A 17845-nucleotide genomic window follows, 5' to 3' on the forward strand; every position below is an offset into this window, starting at 1 on the left:
GAGAGAGAAAACGAGAAAAATTAATTATCTGACAATCTATATATTTACTTATTTTTGAAGAAGGAGAATATGTTGACGTATCTAAAAAATATAAAAATACAGAAAAAATTTATTGTTTTGGGGTGTTGTTTTATACTGTCTTCACTGATCTCAATTATAGGCATGCGGGAGATAGCCTTGACTACGTTTATGCAGAAACTTGAAAGAGATCATGCTGTGACAAGCATGTTTTTTGAGTTTCGGATAAAAGAATATCATTATCTTCTGGATAAAGATCAACCTGAATCAATTAATAATTTAAAAGAATTGGCGAATAAAAGAAGTGATGTTTATGGTGAAATGGGTTTATTGCAACTGCTGGATGAGATCAAAAAGCAGCCTGTTGCAATTCTGGCTCAAACAAATGGAATAGAAAAAATCATATTCCGTATATTAGGTTTAGGAGAAGCTTTTAATCTATGTGAGCAGGATATAAAAAACTGCAATAATTTAATTGAAATGATTAGGCAGTTTCAAAATGGCAGCCTTGAAACAAATCGTTATATGGAAGATCTGAAATCTTTTGGTAATCCAATGCTGGAAAAAGGTGATCAGTTTGCTGGTATTATGGTAAAATCAGCTTTACTTGTGAAAAATTGGATAATTGCAATTAACATAATGATTGCCTTTGTTGTAGTTGGTCTGCTGTTTGTTGTTTCAAAAATGATTATTGGCCCGATTATGGAAATAACAGGTGTTTCCAGGAAGGTAGCCAAAGGTGATTTATCCCTGTCTGTAAAATTTACCAGCAAGGATGAACTGGGAGAATTATCTAAATCTTTTAATACTCTGGTGGGAAATACCTGTCAACTTATAGAAGGTATTGCTTCAAGAGCGGAAAGCCTCTCATCCTCTTCCACTGAACTTTCAGCTATTTCCCAGCAAATGTCGGCCGGTTCCGAGCAAACATCGGGCAAATCAAACACAGTTGCGGCGGCAGCCGAAGAGATGAATTCGAATATGACATCTGTAGCTGCAGCCACGGAACAGGCATCAACCAATGTCAGCATGGTTGCGACCGCGACAGAGGAAATGACCTCGACGATCAGCGAGATTGCCCAAAACTCCGAAAAGGCGCGCTGTATCACAAATGAAGCGGTTGCCCAGGCAAAAAGCGCTTCAAACAGGGTGGATAAACTCGGAAAAGCGGCGGATGAAATAGGAAAGGTAACAGAGGCCATTACCGAAATTTCCGAACAGACCAATCTTCTGGCTTTAAATGCCACTATTGAAGCTGCACGCGCCGGAGAAGCCGGCAAAGGCTTTGCCGTGGTTGCCACCGAAATAAAGGAGCTGGCAAAACAGACGGCCGCAGCCACATTAGAAATCAAAGAGAAGATCGGTGGAATCCAGGATTCGACGGCAGGAACCGTGACAGAGATCGAACAGATTTCAAAGGTTATAAATGATGTTAATGAGATTGTCGCCACCATTGCAACGGCAGTGGAAGAGCAGTCCGCCACCAGCCGGGAAATCGCCGGAAATATTGCCCAGGCATCCCAGGGCATCCAGGAAGTAACCGAAAACGTGGCTCAAAGTTCCAGCGTTTCCGGGGAGATAGCAAAAGATATTTCAGAAGTCAATCAATCTGCGAGTGAAATGTCAAACAGCAGCTCCCAGGTAAATATGAGCGCTGACTATCTTGCAGGATTATCTGATAAATTAAAGGAGATGGTGGGGCAGTTTAAGGTATAGGGTTATAGGGTGGGTAGTTGTGAATAGTGAGTGGAAATGGGTATTATAGAAAAATGCGGGTTAACGAGTCTCTATCCAGGGAGAGAATAAGATGAAAATTAAATACAAATTAGGCATTGCGACTCTTGGGCTGTCCTTAATTATTTTTTTTATGTTTCTGGCTACCTACTGGGTGACAGGCAAACAAAAGGACGACGGCCTGATTATAAACCTGGCCGGCAGACAGAGAATGCTTACACAGAAAATGACTAAAGAGGTTATTCTTTTCCATCTGGACAGGGAAAAGACAGGCCGGGATGATCCAAAGCTTGCTCAAGCGGTGCGGAATACCACGCAGGTTTTTGATAAAACGCTTTCAGCTCTTAAAGATTCCGGAGAGGCGCCCATTGCGCTTGATCTTACGCAGACTGCCTACCGAAAGTGTCCCAGGGCCAGGGAACCGGCCTACAGCCAGTTAGAGAAAGTGAGCGGAATCTGGAAAGAATTTTCCGCCCGAATTGGGGCGGTGTTGGCAGGCAAGGATAACTCAGGAAAAAATTTTAATATTATCGTAAAGACCAATACCAGGCTTCTTGGGGAAATGAATAAAGCGGTCGGCATGATGCAGAAGCAGTCCGAATCAAGGGTCAGCCAGCTTTTAAAGCTCCAGATTGCTGGGGTTCTGATCGGGATTATCTGTATGGTATTTGCGTTTTTGACAGTGCATGACATCATCAGCCGCATGGAAAAGGTCAGAGATTTTTCTACAAAGTTTGGGACCGGTGATTTTACGGTTAAAGCCGGATTAAAGAGCAATGATGAACTGGGGATCATTGGCAGCAATCTTGATGAGATGGCTGCCAATCTCAAGGACATGATAGGAGCCATCATGAATAATGCCGGCGACCTGAACAGCTCTTCCACCGATCTTTTTTCTATTTCAGGCCGGATGTCAAGTGGAGCGGACGAGGTTTCAGGTAACTCCAACACCGTTGCCGCGGCCGCCGAGGAGATGAGCTCCAACATGAATTCAGTGGCTGCGGCCACGGAAGAGGCTTCAACCAATGTCGGCATGGTGGCGGCGGCGTCTGAAGAGATGATCGCCGTAATCAACGAGATTGCCCAAAACACGGAAAAGGCCCGCGCCATTACCGCTGAAGCCGTTGCCGAGGCCGGGAGCGCTTCCGAGAAGGTCGGCGACCTTGGGAAGGCGGCTCAGGATATCGGCAAGGTAACCGAAAGTATCACCGAGATTTCCGAGCAGACCAATCTTCTGGCCTTGAATGCCACTATTGAAGCTGCCCGCGCCGGAGAAGCCGGCAAAGGCTTTGCGGTTGTCGCCAATGAGATCAAGGAGCTTGCCAGGCAGACATCTGAAGCCACCACAGAGATAAAGAGCGGGATCACGGGTATCCAGGATTCTACGGAAGGAACTGTAATCCAGATTGATCAGATCTCAAAGGTCGTTAATGAGGTTAACGAGATTGTATCCACCATTGCCACGGCTGTTGAGGAACAATCGGTCACAACGCGGGAGATTGCCGAAAACGTGGTTCAGGCATCCCAGGGGATTGCCGAAGTTACTGAAAACGTGACTCAGAGCTCAACAGTTGCCGGGGAGATAGCCAAGGATATTTCAGAAGTTAATCAATCTGCGAACGAAATGTCAAGCAGCAGTTCCCGGGTGAATGTGAGCGCGGAAGAGCTGAGCGGGCTGGCGGAGCAGTTGAAAGAGATGGTGGGGCAGTTCACTGTTTAGTTTTTTTGTTTTTCAGACCATTTTACGATGATTAGCGTTATTACAGATACGCCGATTAAAATGAGTCCAAGATAATAATACCACATGTTATTACTCCTTTTGCTGAATAAAATAGGCGATTATCAACATGATAATAGCGGAAAAAAGACCAAATGTCAGCTCAATTATATCATATTTTGATGACATTATTTGTTTGGCAATACCAGTAGCAAAGAAAATTTTACTGAGATCAGCAAAGTATTTTGAAAGAAGTTCTTTTCGTTTATCCATAATTTAATTGGTTTTTCTATGATTTTGTTTAGCTTTCTGAATGGTTTCAGGGGTTATTTCACCTTTTTTCCATTGTGCCGAGATGGAATCGCTAAGTTGAGCGCCTATCAATTTTGCCAGGAAATGACGTATTTCCAGCAGATTTTCCGTAGGCAGCAGATCAAGGCTTTTAACAATATCTTTCTTGATTTCAAGGTCTGTTGCAGTTTGCATAAGAAACCTCATAATATGTAAAATGACCGGGTTTGATATTTATAGTTGTACCGTGAACGGTTACTTATTATTTTACATATAAAATGAACCAGGTCAAGAATTGAAGGATATGTCTGGAGAATTTATCAATCACCATTTTTTAATGGATAATGTTCGATGAATTATCATAAAACAACGGAGGAAATAATAAATGGCGCAATCAGCATCAGTCTCTTCAAGCAATAATAGCACGGATTTTGCAACTTTTTATATCGGGGATGCGCTTTGCGGGATGGATATCTTGAAGATTCAGGAGATTAATAAGCAGATGGAGATGACCAGTGTGCCCCAGGCTCCGGATTATGTAAAAGGTATTTTAAATCTTCGCGGACAGATCGTCACTGTTATCGATCTAAGTCGAAAGCTGGGTCTGGCGGGGAGAGTCTCAGGTGAAGATGCCAGAAATGTAATAGTGAAATCGCAGGATGAGCATGTGGGGCTCCTGGTTGACCGGATCAGCGATGTGGTCAAGGTGGATTGGGATAAGGTGGAACCTCCTCCGGCAAGCATGGACGGACTCCAGGGGAAATTTTTCAAAGGTGTTTACAAGACCGAAAAGAGCCTGGTGGGAATCCTGGAAATGGAGGAGGTCCTCAGGGAAGACTCAGCCTTAAAGGATTCATTTAACCATCCCAGAGGATTTGAATATAATGATAAAAAACAAGCTTAGAGTGCTGGTAGTTGATGACACTGTTGTGTATCGCAAGATAGTCAGCGATGTGCTGTCGGAATTACCTGATGTTGAAGTTGTGGGCGTGGCGCATAATGGCAAAATTGCGATGTCGAAAATAAAAACGCTTAAACCGGATCTTCTTACGCTCGATATTGAGATGCCGGAAGTAAACGGCCTGGAAGTCTTGAAATATTTGCAGGAATCAGCGCCCGGCACAGGCGCTGTTATGCTGAGCACCTTGACCAGCAAGGGCGGTGAGATGACAATGCGGGCCCTGGAACTGGGCGCCTTTGATTTTATTCCCAAGCCTCAGTCGGGAACCATGGCGGATAATAAGAAGGCGGTCAAAGATGCTCTGGAACCGATGGTTAAAGCATTTGCCGACCGAAAAAGCGTAAAAAATATTCTTTCCGGTGTAGCAAAAAAGGGAGTGGCGCGTGTGGGGGTAAGTACTGTAAAACGGTCTGCTGTCGGAGTCGGAAAAAGAAGGCAGAAATCGGAGATTATCGGTATCGGTATCTCCACCGGAGGTCCTAATGCTTTGGCCGCAATGATGCCGGGGATACCTTCTAATATCGGGGCGCCGATCCTGATTGTGCAGCATATGCCGCCGGTCTTTACACAGTCGCTTGCCAAAAGCCTGAACTCCAGGTGCGCCATTGAAGTGCGTGAGGCTGTTAATGGAGAACCTCTAACTCCCAATACGGCTCTGATTGCTCCGGGCGGCAAACAGATGAAAATTGTGGCCGGAGCGGATGGTAAGCGCCGGGTAATAAAAATTACCGACGATCCACCTGAAAACAGTTGCAAACCTTCCGTCGATTACCTGTTTCGTTCGATTGCCCATCATTATGTAGGCCGGGCAACCGGAGTAATCATGACCGGGATGGGTTCGGACGGTACCACAGGATTAAAGCTGATGAAACGGAACGGCGCAACAATCATTGCCCAGGATGAGGCGAGCTGCGTTGTTTATGGTATGCCCAAAGCGCCTGCGGAAGCAGGCATAGTCGATACTATTGTGCCGCTTGATAAAATTGCCGCGGCAATAACCGGAACGGTGCAAAATAGATGATTAAAATTAAACCGGAAGAACTTACTCTGCTGGCCCAGTATATTCATAATATTTCCGGGATCTTTTATGATCAGAAAAAAGCATATCTGTTTGAATCCCGGCTGGGGCCGCTGGTGGAAGAATCAGGTTTATTAAATTATACTGAATTATATCATAAAGCCAAGGCTGATCCTAAAAAAATAATCGAGAAAAAAATTATTGACGCGATTTCCACCAACGAAACCCTTTTTTTTCGCGATACAGGGCCTTTTGATCTTCTGAAACACAAGATAATCCCGGATCTTGTTGATGCCAGAAGCGCAAAGACTGCAGGACGGCAGGTACCCTTGAAAATATGGAGTTCAGCCTGCTCAACAGGGCAGGAAGTTTACAGCATCGCAATAGTTTTAAAAGAGCTGCTCCCTGATTTTAAAAAGTATAATATCAAACTGCTCGGAACCGATATTTCCGATGCCGCCGTCGCCCAGGCAAGTTCCGGAAAATATAACAAGTTCGAGATAGAGCGTGGCCTGGCAAGGAATACATTGCAGAAATTTTTTACTCTTAACGGAGGCGCCTGGAAAATAAAGGATGAGATCCGTGCCCTGGCAACCTTTAAAAAACAGAACCTGATGCTTCCCTTTAACGGCTTGGGCAAATTTGATATTATATTCTGCCGTAACGTTGCCATCTATTTCAGCATGGCCGACAGAAAAAAAGTTTTTAACAAGCTGGCGGATATGCTTATGCCCGATGGTTATCTGATTATCGGATCGACTGAATCGTTAACCGGCGTATGTCCTAAATTTGTTCCTGAAAGGCATATTCGGTCGGTTTATTATAAGTTGAAATAAAGAGGTATTAATGAATAGCTTGAAAATCCTGGTGGTTGATGACGATCCCTCCACAAGGCTGCTTTTAAAAAAGTGGCTTGAAAAAGAAGACTTTGATGTTGAGACGGCCGTAAACGGAACGGAAGCGGTGGGGCTTATCTCAGAGCATTATTATGATGTGGTGCTGACCGATCTGATGATGCCGGGCGGTGTGGACGGCCTCGGCGTGCTGGATGCGGCCAGGGAGACACACGACGGCAGAACCGAAGTTATTCTGATCACTGCCTTTGCCTCGGTTGAAAATGCAGTTGCGGCCATGCGCAAAGGCGCGGCCGATTACCTGCAAAAACCGATCAATCATGATGAATTGATGCTTCGCCTGGAGAAGATCAGCAGCATGAAAGCATTGATTAAAAATGCCTGCGACCTGCGCGAAGCCATGGATGTGACGGAACAGAATGCCGCTGCGACCATTCAGAATCTGGAAATGGAGATTTCAAGATTAAATAAAAAATTATCTGAAGTGTGAAAGTTCCGGGACGTTTTTTAATACAGACCTCATACAGACCTCGGAATTTCAAAATGATATATTTCTCATAACGCATTGAAAGGACATGAGATTTTATGCGCAGCCTGCCAAATTGGACATTCGTGCCAAGCATCTATTTTTATAACATATTGATTTGAAAGAATATATTTTTTCATGCGCTCCCATACAGAGCACGGGAGCGCAAAAAAAACTTATAGTCTGACAGCATTTGCTAAATCTCCCTGGTCTGACAACGTAAGGCGGGACAGCTACTTTGGTGGATTCGTCGCTTACGCTCCTTAATCCACCCTACGGTTCAAGAGCAACGTAAGTTTGTAGGGTGGATTAAGCGAAGCGAATCCACCGAAACCCGCTGTATTTTTCAACCGTTAACTGTGAACCTATAACCGTGAACGGTTACAATATTTATAACTTTTTAAACTGAACCTCAGTTGCCATTGCTGGTACTCGATGTTCAAGTTTTTGATGACGAACTTGCCAAAAGCACTTAGCAAGGACAATATTTACGTGATAGAGAGGGTGTTGGCTCCAATCTACCTATGGTTCTTCCGCTCATATGTTTTCCCGATGGCATAAGTCGGAAAACTTTTTTGATAACTTGCCCCATTTCTTTAAGCTTTTCACCGGGATCTTGTTGTTGCAGCAAAAATTTGACACATTCCATCAAAACATCCATTTGAGCTCTTTTTTGTAGACTTCCCACGGTAAACACGGGAGTTTTGTTCTCTATGCAGGCCTTTTGCTCAGGGTGAAGGAGGAGGCAATGGTCTAGCAACAGACTCAAGATCAGGCCTCGGCTTGATCCTTCTTCGTCATATTGTTTGGCCTCTTGTCCCCATCCTTCATAAAGCTTCCAGTCTTCAAAAAAAACCTCTACAAGCCATCTCAAAGAATATGCTTGAATAATGTCAACTGTGCGCCAACTCACATCAGTGGCAGCTAAGTAACGGTATTCATCTTCCCCTTCATATTTAAGAGCTATCACAAAAAGCACATTGCCATCGTGTGCATCAACCTTAAGGCGGGCACTGCTCACTGTTGCATTGACTTTTTCACCGCCTCGCACACGAATGGTGCAATTTACACCTTTGTTAATCATGTTGAAATAATCCGTAATTGTCTTTTTTTTACCTTTGTACCGTATATTTTGATTTGACTTTAATTGGCTGATAACTTGCACTCCTCCCAAAATATTAGAGGCTCCATTCATAAATTCTTTTGAACCGTATAAAGCGTCAGCCAATACACATTTAACAGTAATTTTAGGATAATATTCTTTAAAATTTTCAAGTAAGAGCAGGGCTAATTGAATTTTTTTCGGGTACTCAGGGTTAAATGCTGGTTTGACAGGACGCTTATTCTTCGGGAGTCCCTTTTTTTTCAATCTCTCTTCTTCTTTTTTCCAGGCACTAACAACTGGATCAGGCATGTAAAACTTAAAACCAATAGGTACGGTTATAGAGTCTGTGACCAAAAGAAGCAAAACAACTGTTTGCCCATTAACATAACCTCCGCTTGCTTTGTGTTTTTGCTTATGAGCCTTGTATATTCGCTTTGTATTCTTAGAACGGGCACGATCAGACTCATCAAAAACAATTACACCATTTGTGATACCATATTTTTTCAAAATACGCCTGACGCTTCCAACAAGTAAATTGTCCCATGAAATCTTACCCTTACGAAACATCCAAGATAGAGCTGCTAATTTATAATTGCCCAGACTCGCCCGTTCAAATTTTGCCCAACATACAGCATTTACCATTAATATACCGGTAAGACAAAAGCTTAGCCATGCTTTCTGGGTAAATGTTAATCCCGCACTAGGTTGGTATTGCTCCAGGCTATTGTTGAGATCTTCAATGTACTGTTTGATAAATGGTGCAGATTCAGTTAATAGCATTATGAATGGGCTCTTTCAAAGTTGTTAATATTTTTAATGGTCGTGATTATACTATCAAACTTTAAATTTAGCTAATCATAAAAACTTGATCATCGAGTGGTATTACATTCGTTTTTTTGGCCAAGTTAATTTTATAAAAATATATGCGTACATGATTATCATGGCCAACCCTTTTCTATGACTTTTTTCATTTCTTCAGGAGATAACTCGAATCCCTTTACATCGATATTTGCATGAATTTTCCTTATTTTTTAAGTATTCTTTTGGCAGACTTTTTTCTTGAAACATATTCAGATATTCCATGAATTATTTGACTGTTAATAGATCGACAAGTCCATGGAAAAAGTTTCGGCGGACTTGATTTCCACCGGTTTTAGTTCGCCTTTTTCTCTTATCCGCAAGTCGACTTCGTTGCCGCGGGAGTCGCGGAAGAAGTAGATCTCCGGCCTTATGCCCTTGTTGAGCGCGCCCTTGATGATTTCGACAATCACAAGGTTTTCGTACAGTTTTCCACTTTATCAGGATCAGCCAGGTTATAGCGAAATACTTTACATATCTTATAACAACCAGTGTTATAAGATAGCTTTTTCCGTTTGCGCTGTATCTCCGCTATTTCAGTCTTGACACTTATTATACTTTTTGACAATATAAAGGATTAAATTAAAATCGTGTAGAATTAAAGATAAAATCATGCCAATGTATTAAACCTGATGATACAATATAGATTTTCAGATAATTACCCGATTTTAAAATTTGGTTACAAGGCCGGAGGGGGGGGGGTTCAAAATCTTGAACCCCTACTACGATGACCGATAACGCAGTGAAAGTATTTATGTGGAAATCTATAATACAATTTACGAATTAAAACCGTAAATTCCGGAGTAATAAAAATGGACTATAAAAAAACCCTGAATCTGCCGGTTACAAAATTTCGCATGAAAGCGAATCTTGTAAAGCATGAACCTGAACAATTGAAATCATGGGAAGAATCAGGTCTATACGACAAACTCAGAAAAACGTCCCATGATAAAGAACAGTTTATTCTGCACGACGGCCCCCCCTATGCTAACGGGAATATCCATATCGGTACTGCTTTAAATAAGATTTTAAAGGACATTATTATTCGCACAAAACAGATGCAGGGTTTTGATGCAGTATATGTTCCCGGCTGGGACTGTCACGGACTGCCGATAGAGCACAATGTGGAAAAGGAGCTGGGGAATAAAAAAAAGGATATGTCTCAAAAAGATATCAGAAAATTATGCCGGTCGTATGCTGAGAAATATATAGATATTCAGAGAGAGGAGTTTAAAAGACTTGGGGTTATGGGTGAATGGGACAACCCTTACCTGACAATGAATTACAGATACGAAGCTATAATCGCGGCAGAATGCGGCAAATTTGCCCTTGGAGGCGGCCTCTTCAGAAGCAAAAAACCTATTCTATGGTGCTGCAGCTGTAAAACGGCGCTTGCAGAGGCCGAGATTGAATACGAAGATGTGACATCACCTTCCATATACGTTAAATTCCCTGTTAAAGATGATTTGAGCACATCCATTCCCGTTATATCAGCCAAAAATGTATTTGTTGTTATATGGACAACCACCCCCTGGACTCTGCCGGCAAATCTGGCTGTATGTCTTCACCCTGAGTTTATATATGCGGCAGTCGATACCGGAAATGATGAAATATTAATCATCGCAAGGGAGCTTGTTGAAACATGCATGGATACTTTCGGTTTTTCGGATTATAAAATAGTCGCTGAATTTGAAGCCGGATTACTGGAAAAGAAAAAGTGCCTTCATCCTTTTCTGGACCGGACATCGTTAATTATCCTGGGACGTCATGTTACACTCGATGCCGGAACGGGTTGTGTTCATACTGCGCCCGGACATGGACGGGAAGATTATGAAGTCGGCTTGCAGTATGGTCTTGATGTTTATTCCCCGGTAGATGACAGGGGCTGTTTTACCCAGGAAGTCGATTTCCTTGAGGATAAATTTGTTTTCAAGGCCGACAGGGAGATTATAGAAAAACTTGCCCATAACGGTTCCCTCCTTGCTGAAAAAAAGATGGCCCATTCCTATCCGCACTGCTGGAGATGCAAAAAACCGGTGATTTTCAGGGCGACCCCGCAGTGGTTTATCTCTATGGAAAATACAGGGTTGCGCAGCAAAGCCCTTAAAGAGATAGATCATGTGGAATGGATTCCCCTCTGGGGGAGAGAAAGAATTTACGGAATGATAGAAAACAGGCCGGACTGGTGTGTCTCCAGGCAGCGTTCCTGGGGCGTCCCGATTACAATATTCTATTGCGAAAAGTGTGAAACCCTGCACATTAATCAGGAGATTATAGATATAATTTATAATTTTTTTGAAAAACACGGAGCAGATATATGGTTTGAAAAAGATGCAATAGATTTTTTACCGAAAAATTCCGTGTGTGAGAAATGCGGCCATGACAAATTTGTAAAAGAGACCGACATACTCGATGTATGGTTCGATTCAGGAGTAAGTCACGTTGCCGTGCTGGAAGACCGCCCTTATTTAAAATGGCCTGCGGATCTATACCTCGAGGGGAGTGATCAGCACAGGGGATGGTTTCACAGTTCCCTGCTGACGGCTGTTGGCACAAGAGATAAAGCGCCTTTTAAATCGGTTTTGACACATGGTTTTGTTGTTGATGAAAAAGGTAAAAAAATGTCTAAATCACTGGGAAATGTTATTGCTCCCAAAAAGGTTATAGACAGATACGGAGCCGAACTTCTGCGGCTTTGGGTATCTGCGTCTGATTACAAGGATGATATTCGTATCTCTGATAATATCCTGGCTCAATTAACAGATGCCTATAAAAAAATAAGAAACACCTGCAGGTTCATGCTTGGTAATCTTTACGACTTTGATCCTGAGCAGGATGCCGTACTTTATGAATCGATGCTTGAGATTGACAGGTTCGCCTTGCATAACCTTCATAAATTGATAGAAAAGACACTGGAGGCCTATGACAGCTTTGAGCTGCATACAATCTATCATGCGCTCTACAATTTCTGCACGCTCGATATGTCGGCGCTTTACCTTGATATCCTTAAAGACAGGCTCTACACATCGTCGCCCGGATCTGTAGAAAGAAGAAGTGCGCAAACCGCAATGCATGTTATTCTCGATGCACTTGTGAAGCTTATGGCCCCTATACTCGCTTTTACTGCGGAAGAGATCTGGAAGTTCATGCCCGAAACCAATGGCAAAGAGGAGAGTATCCACCTCTCATCTTTGCCTGTCGTAAATTATAAATTTATAGATAATCTACTTGAAAAAAAATGGAAACTGATCATAAGCTTGAGAAATGAAGTAACCAAAGCCCTTGAGGAGGCCAGAGTCGGCAAACTTATAGGCCATTCGCTTGATGGGGCTGTTACAATATGCGCAAATGGAGCCCTGTATGATGAGCTGGCGCCTTATGCAGATGATTTAAAATCAATTTTTATAGTTTCCGATGCTTTTTTGACAGGAGATGAGAAACCGGGCGCTTACAAGAGTGAAAATATCGAGGGATTGTCGATTTTGGTTGAACAGGCTTCCGGTGATAAATGTGTGCGATGCTGGATGCACGATTCTTCAGTCGGGAATGATGACGTTCATCCTGAAATTTGTGAAAGGTGCGGGCAGGTGATAAGTGCCCTCACATAACAGTGAATTTAAAAAAAGATAAATACCTAAAGCTTTTTGTTATTGCCGGAATTGTTATCATTTTAGACCAGATTACCAAACTGGCGGTTCTGAATAACCTTGATCTTTATCGATCTGTTACGGTAATACACGGATTTTTCAACCTTACCCATATTTTAAATCCCGGCGGTGCTTTCGGCTTTATGGCTAATCAAAGTGCAGGAATCCGCAGCATGCTGTTTATCGTTATCTCATCATTAGCCATATGCCTGATATTTTACTTTTACTATACTACTCCCCCGGCATATTCATTATTGCAGACAGCCTTTGCGCTTATCTTTGGTGGAGCAATCGGTAATATGATCGATAGGTTTCGTTTTGGGAAAGTGGTCGATTTTCTCGATTTCTACCTTGGTGAATTGCACTGGCCGGCCTTTAACGTAGCTGACAGTGCTATTTCAACAGGAATATGTATTTTTATTATCCATATTCTATTTAAAAAAATGCCGAAATAATCGGCTAATAATTTTAGTATCTTAGCGGATTATTGTGGAGATTCTATTTATTGAGCATATACTAATTAAACTTATGCCATCAGGTATTAGCTTTTAGCAATTAATACCTAACAGCTAAAAGCTAAGCGCTAATAGCTGTTCATCATGGATTACCACACTAATCCGTGATGAACCTAATTTTATATAGATTGCAAGATATCATGCATCCATTTCTTTTAAGGTTCGGCAATATTTCAATATATACTTACGGTTTTTTTCTTGCGGCAGGCTTTGTTGCAGGTTTATTGCTCGCAAAAAGCGAGGCAAAAAGGCTTGGGCAGAATTCTGACAAGATAATGGATCTTGCCTTTTACCTCCTGATTGCAGCCATTATCGGCTCCCGCCTGCTATATGTTTTTACAAATCCCGGAACCTTCATGGAAAATCCTGTGGATATTATCAGAATCTGGAAAGGCGGGCTCGTATTCTACGGCGGATTTATTGCAGCTATGGTTACGGGAATGATCCTGTTAAAAAAATGGGACATGGATTTGTGGACGGTCACGGATATAATTGCGCCTTCAATCGCAGCGGGCCAGTTTCTTGGAAGAATAGGCTGCTTTTCTGCAGGATGCTGCTACGGGAAAATATGCGATCTTCCATGGGCCATTGTTTTTAAAAATGCCGATTCCCTGGCGCCGGTCGGAATTCCGCTGCATCCGACCCAGCTTTACCATGCTTTCAGCAATCTGGTTATTTTCCTGTTTTTGTGGTTTTATCGGACTCGTAAAAAATTTGCAGGTCAGTTATTCTGGATCTATGTTTTTCTGTACGGAATTACCAGGGCTTTTATTGAAATTTTCAGAGGCGACTTCAGGGGACATGTTTTCTTTGGCGTATTATCGATTTCACAGTTTATAGGTTTGATAATGGCGATTATTGCAATAATCGTACTGAAAAATTTTTCCAAAGGGATATCTATAAAAAAAGAAATCAAAATAGAATGAATCAACTTTTATATATTGCTGTAAAAAAATCACAAATAAATTTCTATAAAGATTTTAATCTTTTTTTTAGAACACCAAATAATGAATACCAATTGTATAAACCTGCCGGCAGAACTTTAAGCGAAATCAGGATCAATGAAGGTAGACATCCGCCCCTTTTTATCCATCAGAATGATAGGATTTCGGCTCTCAAATCGCTGCAAAAAAGTTTTCATCTTCAACTTGAAAAAAATATCGCCGGGGGAAACATAGCTGAGGTAAAATCTATTCTCTGCGCGCTTGTTGGAGAGGCCATGTCGGAACCAAGGAGCGGAACTCTTCAAATATTGCCTGAAACTATGGATATGCTGGTTTTACAATATTCTAAACAGCCGGATGTAATAAAGAGACTGGCATCGATTTCATCCAAAGACTATACAACAATAATACACTCAGTCAATGTAATGGCCTTAATGATAGGATTTTGTTTTTACAATCATTACTCATTGGCTGATACAAACTATTTCGGATTGACCGCTCTTCTGCATGATGTGGGAAAAATTCAAATACCTGGTGAAATACTCACCGCTAGGCGTAAACTGACATATTCTGAATTCAGAATAATGAAAGCTCATACTCTAATAGGCCGTGAAATCATTCTTGAGAGCGAAGGCATTGATGATTCTGTTGCGGTTGGAGCCATTGAACACCATGAAAAACTTGACGGCAGCGGATACCCAGGAGGGATAACGGATATCTCTTATATCGGTAAATTGCTTGGCATAATTGATTGTTATGAAGCCCTGACCACTGAAGATCGGCCTTACAGAAGGGCAAAACAGCCGCTCGACACTTTAGGATTGATTAAAGAAGATATTCAGTCGGGAAAATTAGATGAAAAAATGTTTAAGCAGTTTTGCTACAGCATGGTTGAAAAATAAATTAAAATGCCGGTCATTAAATACTCCGAGTTGAAAAAATATTTAAATGAGGCTTCCTTAAAAGGGTTTGGACAAGTCTATTTGATTTTTGGTGAAGAAGTTCTTTATAAAAATACCCTTAATGAACTTGTTGGCGCGATTCTGCCGGATGCCTCAAAAGAACTGAATTATGAACCTGTCGACGGAGCGGATGATAATCTCCATGATGTAATTAATAAATTAAATACATATTCACTTCTTTCAGGCCCCAAAGTTGTGGCATATTGCGACTCGCGTATATTCTATACCAAAGAAGATGAAGAGACTCTCCTGGAAAAAGCGAAAGAAGCGTATAATAAGAATAATCTGAAAAAGAGCGCAAAATATTTTTTAAACCTGCTCAGCCTGCTCAAACTTGACTATGATGACTTAAACCAGGCAAACAGAGAAAAAATATTCAATTCAGAGTTGGCGCTACTTAATGAACATTCATGGATAGATAAATTATTAGAATACTGTATTGACAATAAGCTTTCCATTAATAACGGCAAAGATAACAAGAAAATTCTGCAGAATGCTATTGAAAAAGGATTTCCAAGAGGTAATTATCTTGTCATTACAACTGAATTAGTAAATAAAAAAACAGGACTCTTTGGCGCAATCAAGAAAACCGGAATTATTATTGACTGTTCGGTTCCCAAGGGAACCCGAAGAGACGATAAGGCTGTCCAGGCTGCCGTGATCAATGAGAGTATGAGATCGATTCTCAACAAAAGAGGAAAAGAAATAAGCAGGGATGCTTACAATGCTTTGTATAGCCTTACAGGTTTTGATTTGCGTACATTTGCAAATAATATTGAAAAGCTGACTGATTATATAGGAGAAAGAGAAGAAATAACCGTCAATGACGTCAAATCCGTATTAAAGCGAACAAAAAAAGATCTTTTGTATGAATTCACAAATGCAATCACCGATAGAGATGTGGATCAGTCTCTTTTTTTTATGTCTACACTTCTATCGGGTGGCGATATCAAGCATCCCCTTCAACTTCTCGCAGCCGTTGCCAACCAGATAAGAAAACTTTTAATGATTAAAAGTTTCGTTAAGAGCAGATATGGAAAGGCCTGGTATAATGGCTGCCAATATCCTCAGTTTCAAGCTACGGTAATGCCGGCGGTTATTGAATTCGACAGAGAAATTACAGGCCGCATCAACGAATGGGACAGAATGCTTGAAGATGATGAAATGCTTACCAAAAAAGGCAAAAAAAGTAAATCCGGAACAAAAAAAGCTGCTGATAAATTATTTTTAATAGCACAGAATCCCGGCAGTCCGTATCCGGTGTACAGGATGCTGCAAAAATCAGGAAGATTTACCGAAAATGAGCTGGTTTCCGCCATGCAATCTATCCATGACGCAGACCTTTGTTTTAAGTCAACCGGGCAGGCTCCGAAACTGATTCTTGAAGATATCATTTTAAAAATTTGCCGAAAATACAACCCCAACAAGGAGAGTCGGTTTCAAAATGTTTAATTTCGTTCGAGGTCAAGGAAGACAAAAATTTTAACCGGAGGAATACATTAAGTATTTCGAGGATTAAAGTTTTTTTCTGACGTAGGGATCGGGCGAAAGGGAGCGTTTTGAAATTGGCTCATGTGATATAATGATAAAAGCTGGAATTGTAGGCGCCACCGGATATGCAGGCGCAGAACTTGTGAGAATACTGGCAGGCCATCCTGAAGTTGATTTGACGACATTAACATCACGTCAGTATACAGGTATCGAGTTTGCAAAAATATACCCTTCAATGTCCGGAATTGTAAATCTTGTTTGTGAAAAATATGACGCTGACAGGTTGTGTGAAAGAACCGATGTTATTTTTACAGCGCTTCCACACAAATTGCCCATGGAAATTGTGCCGGAACTAATCAAGCGTAAAAAAAAAGTGATAGATCTTTCCGCTGATTTCAGGTTTAATGACCCATTGAATTATGAAGCCCATTATCAAACCCATACAGCCAGGGATTTATTAAAAACGGCAGTCTACGGATTGTGCGAAGTATATAATGAGGATATAGAGTCAGCCGACCTGATCGGGAACCCCGGATGTTATCCGACAAGCGTTCTTCTGCCGCTCATACCCCTGCTGAAAGCCGGTTATATTGATGCGGATATTATCACGGCCGATTCAAAATCAGGAGTAAGCGGAGCAGGGCGGTCTCCTCTGCTTACAACACATTTTTGCGAGGCTAATGAATCCTTGAATGCATACAAAGTCGGGTCCCATCGCCATAATCCCGAAATGGACGAAGTGTTAAGTTTCGCCGCGGGAAAGCCTGTCCATATTACCTTTGTACCGCACCTGATACCCATGACACGGGGAATGTATACAACAATTTATGCAAGTCTGTCTGAAAATGTCGGAACGACCGAAATAAAGGAATGCCTTTCATCATATTACCGTGGTAGACCTTTTATACGGCTATGTTCCGATGAAACAGAGCCGAAAACATCCCATGTAAGGGGAACTAATTTTTGTGATATAGGCTTTACAGTGGATAAATTAAATAACCGGCTTATCCTGATGTCTGCTATAGATAACCTGGTAAAAGGAGCAGCCGGGCAGGCGGCGCAGAATATGAATATTATGTTTGGATTAGATGAAATAACAGGCCTATTTAACGTTCCATTTTCTGTATAGATAATTTAAGTGCATGTGTGCAAAAAAAAGAAATTTTCGGCGCAATTTAAATACCACTTTACATTTGCCATGCCT

Annotated in this window: 16 protein-coding genes; 12 read left to right on the forward strand and 4 right to left on the reverse strand. The window is 41.7% G+C overall.

Annotated elements, in window-relative coordinates; translation table 11 throughout:
* Nucleotides 1-69 precede the first annotated feature (69 nt).
* Nucleotides 70-1734, forward strand: a complete 1665-nt coding sequence (locus BuS5_RS05485) for a methyl-accepting chemotaxis protein (RefSeq protein WP_051375095.1) — start codon at nucleotides 70-72, stop codon at nucleotides 1732-1734.
* A 91-nt stretch (nucleotides 1735-1825) separates the two neighbouring features.
* Complete coding sequence (locus BuS5_RS05490) at nucleotides 1826-3472, forward strand: methyl-accepting chemotaxis protein (RefSeq protein ID WP_051375093.1); 1647 nt, start codon at nucleotides 1826-1828, stop codon at nucleotides 3470-3472.
* Nucleotides 3473-3562: 90 nt separating this feature from the next.
* Here BuS5_RS05490 and BuS5_RS05495 read toward each other — a convergent pair whose 3' ends face one another.
* Together BuS5_RS05495 and BuS5_RS05500 are read right to left on the reverse strand one after the other, a co-directional pair.
* Nucleotides 3563-3742, reverse strand: a complete 180-nt coding sequence (locus tag BuS5_RS05495; protein ID WP_027354800.1) for a DUF6722 family protein — start codon at nucleotides 3740-3742, stop codon at nucleotides 3563-3565.
* A 3-nt stretch (nucleotides 3743-3745) separates the two neighbouring features.
* Nucleotides 3746-3955: a hypothetical protein gene (locus BuS5_RS05500; RefSeq protein WP_027354799.1), complete on the reverse strand. Its 210-nt coding sequence runs from the start codon at nucleotides 3953-3955 to the stop codon at nucleotides 3746-3748.
* Between the two features lie 190 nt (nucleotides 3956-4145).
* Here BuS5_RS05500 and BuS5_RS05505 point away from each other — a divergent pair, with 190 nt between their 5' ends.
* The 4 genes from BuS5_RS05505 to BuS5_RS05520 are packed head-to-tail and all read left to right on the forward strand — an operon-like array spanning nucleotide 4146 to nucleotide 7083.
* Nucleotides 4146-4664: a chemotaxis protein CheW gene (locus tag BuS5_RS05505; protein ID WP_084446232.1), complete on the forward strand. Its 519-nt coding sequence runs from the start codon at nucleotides 4146-4148 to the stop codon at nucleotides 4662-4664.
* Nucleotides 4645-5742 carry a protein-glutamate methylesterase/protein-glutamine glutaminase gene (locus tag BuS5_RS05510; RefSeq protein ID WP_035266240.1) on the forward strand — a complete coding sequence of 366 codons (1098 nt, stop codon included), beginning with the start codon at nucleotides 4645-4647 and terminating at the stop codon, nucleotides 5740-5742. The genes BuS5_RS05505 and BuS5_RS05510 overlap by 20 nt, the downstream gene beginning before the upstream one ends.
* The gene (locus tag BuS5_RS05515; protein WP_027354797.1) at nucleotides 5739-6575 is read left to right on the forward strand and encodes a CheR family methyltransferase; all 837 of its coding nucleotides are present in this window, start codon (nucleotides 5739-5741) and stop codon (nucleotides 6573-6575) included. The genes BuS5_RS05510 and BuS5_RS05515 overlap by 4 nt, the downstream gene beginning before the upstream one ends.
* Nucleotides 6576-6585: 10 nt before the next feature.
* Complete coding sequence (locus BuS5_RS05520) at nucleotides 6586-7083, forward strand: response regulator (RefSeq protein WP_051375091.1); 498 nt, start codon at nucleotides 6586-6588, stop codon at nucleotides 7081-7083.
* 508 nt (nucleotides 7084-7591) lie between these two features.
* On the opposite strand, the gene BuS5_RS05525 is transcribed toward BuS5_RS05520, so the two are convergent.
* Both BuS5_RS05525 and BuS5_RS05530 read right to left on the reverse strand, forming a co-directional pair.
* Entirely contained in the window at nucleotides 7592-9004 is a 1413-nt protein-coding gene (locus BuS5_RS05525) for a transposase (protein ID WP_274427660.1), read from the reverse strand.
* A 317-nt stretch (nucleotides 9005-9321) separates the two neighbouring features.
* Nucleotides 9322-9510 carry a DUF4143 domain-containing protein gene (locus tag BuS5_RS05530; protein ID WP_255342785.1) on the reverse strand — a complete coding sequence of 63 codons (189 nt, stop codon included), beginning with the start codon at nucleotides 9508-9510 and terminating at the stop codon, nucleotides 9322-9324.
* A gap of 384 nt (nucleotides 9511-9894) precedes the next feature.
* Between BuS5_RS05530 and ileS the strand changes: the two genes are divergently transcribed.
* From ileS to argC, 6 genes are all read left to right on the forward strand, one after another.
* Nucleotides 9895-12690 carry an isoleucine--tRNA ligase gene (ileS, locus tag BuS5_RS05535; RefSeq protein ID WP_027352547.1) on the forward strand — a complete coding sequence of 932 codons (2796 nt, stop codon included), beginning with the start codon at nucleotides 9895-9897 and terminating at the stop codon, nucleotides 12688-12690.
* Between the two features lie 2 nt (nucleotides 12691-12692).
* Entirely contained in the window at nucleotides 12693-13184 is a 492-nt protein-coding gene (gene lspA, locus BuS5_RS05540) for a signal peptidase II (protein ID WP_035263963.1), read from the forward strand.
* 200 nt (nucleotides 13185-13384) lie between these two features.
* Entirely contained in the window at nucleotides 13385-14170 is a 786-nt protein-coding gene (gene lgt / locus BuS5_RS05545; protein ID WP_027352548.1) for a prolipoprotein diacylglyceryl transferase, read from the forward strand.
* Entirely contained in the window at nucleotides 14167-15090 is a 924-nt protein-coding gene (locus BuS5_RS05550; protein ID WP_027352549.1) for an HD-GYP domain-containing protein, read from the forward strand. Before lgt ends, BuS5_RS05550 begins: the two co-directional genes overlap by 4 nt.
* Nucleotides 15091-15096: 6 nt before the next feature.
* A complete protein-coding gene (holA, locus tag BuS5_RS05555; RefSeq protein ID WP_027352550.1) occupies nucleotides 15097-16602 on the forward strand; it encodes a DNA polymerase III subunit delta in 1506 nt (501 codons plus the stop codon).
* A gap of 130 nt (nucleotides 16603-16732) precedes the next feature.
* Nucleotides 16733-17770, forward strand: coding sequence for an N-acetyl-gamma-glutamyl-phosphate reductase (gene argC, locus BuS5_RS05560; RefSeq protein ID WP_027352551.1), 1038 nt, complete (start codon nucleotides 16733-16735; stop codon nucleotides 17768-17770).
* Nucleotides 17771-17845: the final 75 nt, after the last annotated feature.

It is taken from the genome of Desulfosarcina sp. BuS5, assembly GCF_028752835.1.
GTDB lineage: Bacteria > Desulfobacterota > Desulfobacteria > Desulfobacterales > BuS5 > BuS5.